The organism is Moraxella lacunata, from assembly GCF_002027545.1.
Lineage (GTDB): Bacteria > Pseudomonadota > Gammaproteobacteria > Pseudomonadales > Moraxellaceae > Moraxella > Moraxella lacunata.
This window is the reverse complement of the sequence record NZ_MXAN01000129.1, coordinates 1-5693: the sequence shown is the minus strand read 5'-3', so window position 1 is coordinate 5693 and position 5693 is coordinate 1. Positions and strand designations below refer to the sequence as shown.

Annotated in this window: 9 protein-coding genes; 3 read left to right on the top strand and 6 right to left on the bottom strand. The window is 43.8% G+C overall.

Annotated elements, in window-relative coordinates:
- Window positions 1-40: 40 nt before the first annotated feature.
- Window positions 41-379, bottom strand: coding sequence for a zinc ribbon domain-containing protein YjdM (locus B5J94_RS13585; RefSeq protein WP_062501455.1), 339 nt, complete (start codon window positions 377-379; stop codon window positions 41-43).
- A gap of 116 nt (window positions 380-495) precedes the next feature.
- Here B5J94_RS13585 and ygfZ point away from each other — a divergent pair, with 116 nt between their 5' ends.
- Complete coding sequence (ygfZ, locus tag B5J94_RS13580; RefSeq protein ID WP_062501453.1) at window positions 496-1206, top strand: CAF17-like 4Fe-4S cluster assembly/insertion protein YgfZ; 711 nt, start codon at window positions 496-498, stop codon at window positions 1204-1206.
- 283 nt (window positions 1207-1489) lie between these two features.
- On the opposite strand, the gene dtd is transcribed toward ygfZ, so the two are convergent.
- The 4 genes from dtd to B5J94_RS13560 form a co-directional block, all read right to left on the bottom strand.
- Window positions 1490-1927, bottom strand: a complete 438-nt coding sequence (dtd, locus tag B5J94_RS13575; protein ID WP_062501451.1) for a D-aminoacyl-tRNA deacylase — start codon at window positions 1925-1927, stop codon at window positions 1490-1492.
- Between the two features lie 38 nt (window positions 1928-1965).
- Entirely contained in the window at window positions 1966-2385 is a 420-nt protein-coding gene (locus B5J94_RS13570; protein ID WP_062501449.1) for a hypothetical protein, read from the bottom strand.
- A complete protein-coding gene (locus B5J94_RS13565; RefSeq protein ID WP_211271104.1) occupies window positions 2382-2825 on the bottom strand; it encodes a PACE efflux transporter in 444 nt (147 codons plus the stop codon). The genes B5J94_RS13570 and B5J94_RS13565 overlap by 4 nt, the downstream gene beginning before the upstream one ends.
- A gap of 174 nt (window positions 2826-2999) precedes the next feature.
- A complete protein-coding gene (locus tag B5J94_RS13560) occupies window positions 3000-3224 on the bottom strand; it encodes a hypothetical protein (protein WP_167346564.1) in 225 nt (74 codons plus the stop codon).
- A 162-nt stretch (window positions 3225-3386) separates the two neighbouring features.
- Between B5J94_RS13560 and asd the strand changes: the two genes are divergently transcribed.
- The gene (gene asd, locus B5J94_RS13555; RefSeq protein ID WP_062501509.1) at window positions 3387-4217 is read left to right on the top strand and encodes an archaetidylserine decarboxylase; all 831 of its coding nucleotides are present in this window, start codon (window positions 3387-3389) and stop codon (window positions 4215-4217) included.
- A 100-nt stretch (window positions 4218-4317) separates the two neighbouring features.
- The gene (locus B5J94_RS13550; protein ID WP_062501507.1) at window positions 4318-4938 is read left to right on the top strand and encodes an FMN-binding negative transcriptional regulator; all 621 of its coding nucleotides are present in this window, start codon (window positions 4318-4320) and stop codon (window positions 4936-4938) included.
- A gap of 177 nt (window positions 4939-5115) precedes the next feature.
- Here the strand turns inward: B5J94_RS13550 and B5J94_RS14305 are convergent.
- The coding region (locus B5J94_RS14305) for a hypothetical protein (protein WP_158081067.1) at window positions 5116-5693 on the bottom strand (578 nt) is incomplete at its 5' end.

Sequence of the window (5693 nt, the reverse complement as noted above, 5' to 3'; positions counted from 1 at the left end):
TTTGGGGTGCGGTTCAATTCTCGCCCTTTTTATCTTGATATCACGCCTTTTTCACCACGCTGGATTTTAATTTCATCGACCCAAAACCATCAATCTTGCAATCAATGTCATGGTCATCGGGGGCATCATGGATTAGGCGAATGGATTTGACTTTGGTGCCGACCTTGATAGACGTGGACGAGCCTTTGACCTTTAAATCCTTGATGACTGTTACGCTATCGCCATCATTTAGCACGTTGCCAACGGCGTCCTTAATGACGGGCGTGTCGTCCGTGTCGCCATCGGCTGACCATTCGTGGGTGCACATGGGGCAGATGAGCAGGTCGCCATCGGCATAGGTGTAGGTTTCATCGCATTTGGGGCAAGCAGGGTAAGTCATAAATTTTTACCTAAAATAAAAGTATTATATCATTTTTGATACATTTTGGCTTGAAAATAAAGCCAAGCCCCCTTATTGATGAAAATGACAAATAACAAATACCAACCGAGAACACCATGAGCCAATTTTCACAAATCACTCTAACTGGCAAAGACACCGCCAAATTTTTACAAGGTCAATTAACCGTCAATGTGGACAAACTCACCCATGATTTTTTGCCGTGTGCCATTAGCGACCTAAAAGGGCGTGTTGCCTTTGGGCTGTGGGTGTGTCGCACTGATGATGAGACCTTTGTACTCATCACATCGGCAGACTGCATGGATAATCTTACCGCCCATATCAAAAAATACGGGGCGTTTTCTAAATTTACCCAGTCCGCCCCCACGCCCATTTATCCTGTTGTGGTAAATGGTATGCCAACTTTTGGCGATGATGAAAGCCTTGCCGACTTTGGGGCGTGGGCGAGAGCGAGCATTGAGACGGGCAATGTGTGGATAACCCAAGCCACAGGGGGACTGTTCCAACCCCAGGAGCTACGCCTGCACCAGCGTGGGGGTGTGGATTATGATAAGGGGTGCTATCTGGGACAAGAGATTATCGCACGGCTCTATTTTAAGGCAAGCCCCAAAGCCTACCTGCACCGTGTGCGACTGCCTGAGCCTGTCCAAGACGGCGACAAGGTCGGTAAAGTGCAAATCGTCAATGGCATGGCACATGATGGCAGTTTTGACGCACTCGTCATCGGCTCGCCCGAGCATGTGGCAGAAATTGGGGAAATCCTACCTTTGCCTGATGAGCTTATGGGCGATGTGGGGCGTGTGAAATAAGGGGCTGATGAGCTTGCTAAAAGGGTTTGTAGGGCAAATCACATTTGCCCTTTTATAAAAACCTTGATTTTGGGCGGATATCATTTGTTCCGATACGCCCAAATTTTATCATGCCAATTTTAATAATATGGCAAATTAACGCCAATTCGCACCAACTCCACAATTTTTAATAAGGTTTTTGTAGGGTGGCGTACCACGCACCTTTTCAATGAAAAATCTTATTGGTGCGTAATACGCACCTTACTGCCAATGGGTGTATTTTAAAGTTAAATGATTTTAAAAATCACACTTCCAACAAAAAATTAATCGGGCCGTCATTGACCGCCATGACCGCCATATTCGCCCCAAATTCGCCTGTGGCAACGCTTGGATAGACTTGTTTGGCGTAATTGACCAACTTATCAAACAACGTCCTTGCGTCATCTGGGGGCATGGCAGGGGCGAAGTCGGGACGGCGACCCTTGTCGGTTTTTGCCATTAGGGTAAATTGCGACACGAGCAATAACCCACCGTCCACATCGGACACCGATTTGCCCATTTTGCCGTTGTCATCTTCAAAAATGCGGTAGGCGATGATTTTATCCACCAATTTGCACGCTTTATCAAAATCATCATCTTTGCCAATGCCGATATAGGCAAGCACGCCTGATTGGATTTGTCCGATGATTTGACCGTCCACAGCGACATGGGCGGACTTAACTCGTTGGATTAGGGCTTTCATGGATTTCCTTTTTAATGATATTTTTAAAACAACCAAGTTTAAAACAGCAAGGGATAAAATGATAAGCGAACATAAGATTCACCTATGTCATGTTTGCCATTGGGCTTTTCGTCAAAATGGACATTTTGTAATTTGCCTTGATATTTTTTGGGTAAGTCAATATCGGTAATCACAATTTGCCCCCGCTCATTGATATGAACATGGGGGTCGGGTTCTACATAAGATTCGGCATAGTCTTTGCCCAAAAGCTGAAAATTACTGTATATTCTGCCGTCATAAAACCGCAAAAATCTATCTCTGCCCTGATGAAATACAATGACAGTAACACATTTTTGGGTTTTTTCTGTGCAAATATAATAGCTTTCATGATAAACAACAAGCACCCAAAACAAAAAGGCGATTGGCAAAATTATCACGCCCAATGACGTAAAGAGTAATATCAAAAACGGCTTTTTCATGTGTTATTTCTGACAATAAAAAATCGCACCCAATCATAACCCCAATTAAAAAGTAACGTATAAACCCCAATCACCGCCACCACGCCAATATCCATAACAAACGCCGTCCATAGCGAGACATCTAGGGCATAGGCAATCATCGGCACGGTTGCCAAAAATAGCCCACCTTCAAACAATCCCATATGAATCAGGCGAGTGCCAAGCGAGCGGTCAAGGCGTTCGCCCGTTACCACTTTGTCAAACAAAAAGTTAAACACCATGTTCCACACCACCGCCAGCGCCGAGATTGCCACCGCCAAACCTGTGGCGTGGGTCGGGCTATGGTTGTCGCCAAACAGGGCAAAAACAGCCACCGTTAGTCCAATCGCCCCAATCTCAAACAGCACGGCATGAAATAGGCGTTCTTTGGCACGCATGGGGTTGGTTAGGGTGTTTGACATAAAATTTAGCAAAATAAAACGGTTGTTATAGCAACTATATTAAACTTCCTGCAAAACTAGTTTTCCGTTCGCCCTGAGCCATGCCTGCGGGTAGCGGAAAACCGTTAGGTTTCCCAAGCTCACCACGAACGGTTTTCTTTAATTTGGGGTTTTGCAGGAAGTCTATTAACCAAATCATGAATCGGCAAACAACACCTTATCATCGCCATAATAAAACTCATCATTGATAAAAATCTGACACGCTACACCACAACAATGCCAACTGCTACCAATCTTAATGGTAATTTTGGTGTCATTGGCATAGAAGACTTTGGTAAACCCCAGTCTTTCAAAAATATCTCCTTTATGGTAATGCACTTGTTTGCCGTCTATGATTATCTCTTCTGTGGTTCGACCCAAAAACCCCAATAATTGTGAATGGCAATCTGCATACCGTCATAAGTGGTCTGCCATGTTTTTTTGAACATTTTTATCCGCCTTTTAAAAAAGAAGTCCTTATCTTAACAAAAATACGTTACAATAGCGTGGTTGATTTGTTATTTTAACTGTAAAGGCATGAACATGAACCTATTTACCCTAGCCCAAAACTTAGCCCCACAACAAACCCTATCAGAAGTGGCAGGCTACCTTGCTAAAAGCCAAAACCCTTATATCAAAAAAGCCTTTGTTCATACTTTTGCCAAAGCCTACAACATTGATTTGGCGGAATATGAGCGTGGTAATCTGGACGATTATGAGAGTTTCAACGACTTTTTTACCCGTGAATTAAAAGATGGTATGCGTCCGATTGACGACACCGCAGACGGCATTGCCTGCCCTGCTGACGGCAAAATCAGCCAAATCGGAGCAATCACAAACGGGCAACTTCTCCAAGCCAAAGGGCGAGATTATGACGTGGGGCAACTTTTGGCGGATTTTGAGCTGGGTAAGGCGTTTGTGGATGGTTCATTTGCCACGATTTATCTTGCTCCCACCAATTACCACCGTGTGCATATGCCCTTTGACGGCACGTTGGTTGCCACACGCTACGTGCCAGGTACGCTGTTTTCGGTCAATAACACCACCGCCGAGAATGTCCCCGACCTGTTTGCCCGTAACGAGCGGTTGGTGTGCGAATTTGACACCGCCTTTGGGCGTGCGTGCGTGGTGCTGGTTGGGGCGATGATTGTGGCAGGGATTGAGTCTGTGGCGACAGGGGCAATCAAACGCACGCCCTACATTCAGCACCGCACGCATGACATGACGCTCAAAAAAGGCGATGAGCTTGGGCGGTTTTATCTGGGTTCTACCGCCATTATCGTGCTACCAAAATCGGCAAATACCGCATGGGGCGATGAGTTTGTACATGGTAAGACAGTGGTTATGGGGGAGAGAATTGGGGCGATTGGTTAAGTTAAAAACCGTAATCGATTTTTAAAATATACATTGATTTAACAAGACCAATTTTTTAGAATCACCCCAATTTAACACCACCCATCATCAAGGAAAACCCATGCACCTACCCCCACTTTTTACCGAAACTGACCGCACTGTCCTTACCGACTTTATCAAAGCCCACCCATTAGGCACGCTTATCAGCATAAAAGACGGCACGCCCCAAGCGGATTTGTTGCCCTTTTATGTGGTGCAACAAGACGACACGCTCACGCTCATCGCCCATTTTGCCAAAGCCAATCCGCTTGCCGACTATGTCAATGGGGCGGACGTGATGATACTGTTTTATGGTGAGCAGGGTTATATCACGCCCAACTGGTATCCGTCCAAACACGTCCACCACCGCCATGTGCCAACGTGGAATTATGAAGTGGTGCAGGTGCGTGGGCGTGCAAGCGTATTTGATGATGTCAAGGGGCTGATGCGTGCGGTTGGCACGTTGACCAATATCCACGAAAGCACGCAGGACACCCCTTGGAAAATGAAAGACGCTCCTGCTGACTATCTGGCGGAGGAGATACAGGGCATTTTGGGCTTGACGATTGATGTCGGTGAGATGATTGGTAAATTTAAACTTAGCCAAAACCGAGAGCAGGGCGATTTTGACAGCGTGGTACAAGGCTTGACTGATAGCGGACAAATGGGGCTGGCGGAGGCGGTTGCTCGGACAAGGGGGTAGGGTTTGGGTGATAAAAATCAACTTTGGGATTAGATTGGGTTATATTAGAGTTCTTGCGAGATGCAAAAATACTAGTTCATAACCCTTGATTTTATTGAGCCTTAAATTTTGACAAAATCAATAAAGCCATAGTTTCGCAAGAGGTCTATTATTTGCCAACTTGGTTTACGCAGATATTTATTTGTCAATGATGAAAGTTTGTAAAGCGACTTTTTCATAAATCTCCCCTGATTTGTCCACAATGGTTTTATCAACTGCTAAAAAATAGACTTTATATCGCTTGTTATATTGGTAGAAATCTTCACAAACCCATTCAGGAACATAGACTTTGTAGTTTAATTTAATAATAGCATGACGGGTACCATTAACCATTTTTAAGGTGCCCCTTAAATATCTAGCAAATTCGGGTATTTCTTTATCATGAGAAATATTAATGCTTAAAATATGATCAAAAGAATTATTGGCAATGTCTAAAACTTGACCTTCTAAATAATCAAGAATTTCTGGAAATTCTGTGTGTTTTACAGTAAGTTCATTATTTTTTGTTAAAATTTGTGTTATCCCTTGATTCATATCATGGTAAAATATGATAGCTTTTTGAATAACAACATCTCTACTTTTTGAATTTTCGTTATTTAACAAGGTAATTTTTGTTTTAAGTTCAAGATTTTCTTTTTTTAAGCAATTAACTTCATGCTGTAATTTTATCAAGTCTGTATCTGATGTGCTATTTAGTAGACCTCTTTCCAAACTAC

Bases quoted from the DNA above. Each gene is read 5' to 3' on its own strand.
- ygfZ (WP_062501453.1), top strand. From the start codon at position 496: ATGAGCCAATTTTCACAAATCACTCTAACTGGCAAAGACACCGCCAAA.
- B5J94_RS13550 (WP_062501507.1), top strand. From the start codon at position 4,318: ATGCACCTACCCCCACTTTTTACCGAAACTGACCGCACTGTCCTTACC.
- B5J94_RS13565 (WP_211271104.1), bottom strand. From the start codon at position 2,825: ATGTCAAACACCCTAACCAACCCCATGCGTGCCAAAGAACGCCTATTT.
- dtd (WP_062501451.1), bottom strand. From the start codon at position 1,927: ATGAAAGCCCTAATCCAACGAGTTAAGTCCGCCCATGTCGCTGTGGAC.
- B5J94_RS13570 (WP_062501449.1), bottom strand. From the start codon at position 2,385: ATGAAAAAGCCGTTTTTGATATTACTCTTTACGTCATTGGGCGTGATA.
- asd (WP_062501509.1), top strand. From the start codon at position 3,387: ATGAACCTATTTACCCTAGCCCAAAACTTAGCCCCACAACAAACCCTA.
- B5J94_RS13585 (WP_062501455.1), bottom strand. From the start codon at position 379: ATGACTTACCCTGCTTGCCCCAAATGCGATGAAACCTACACCTATGCC.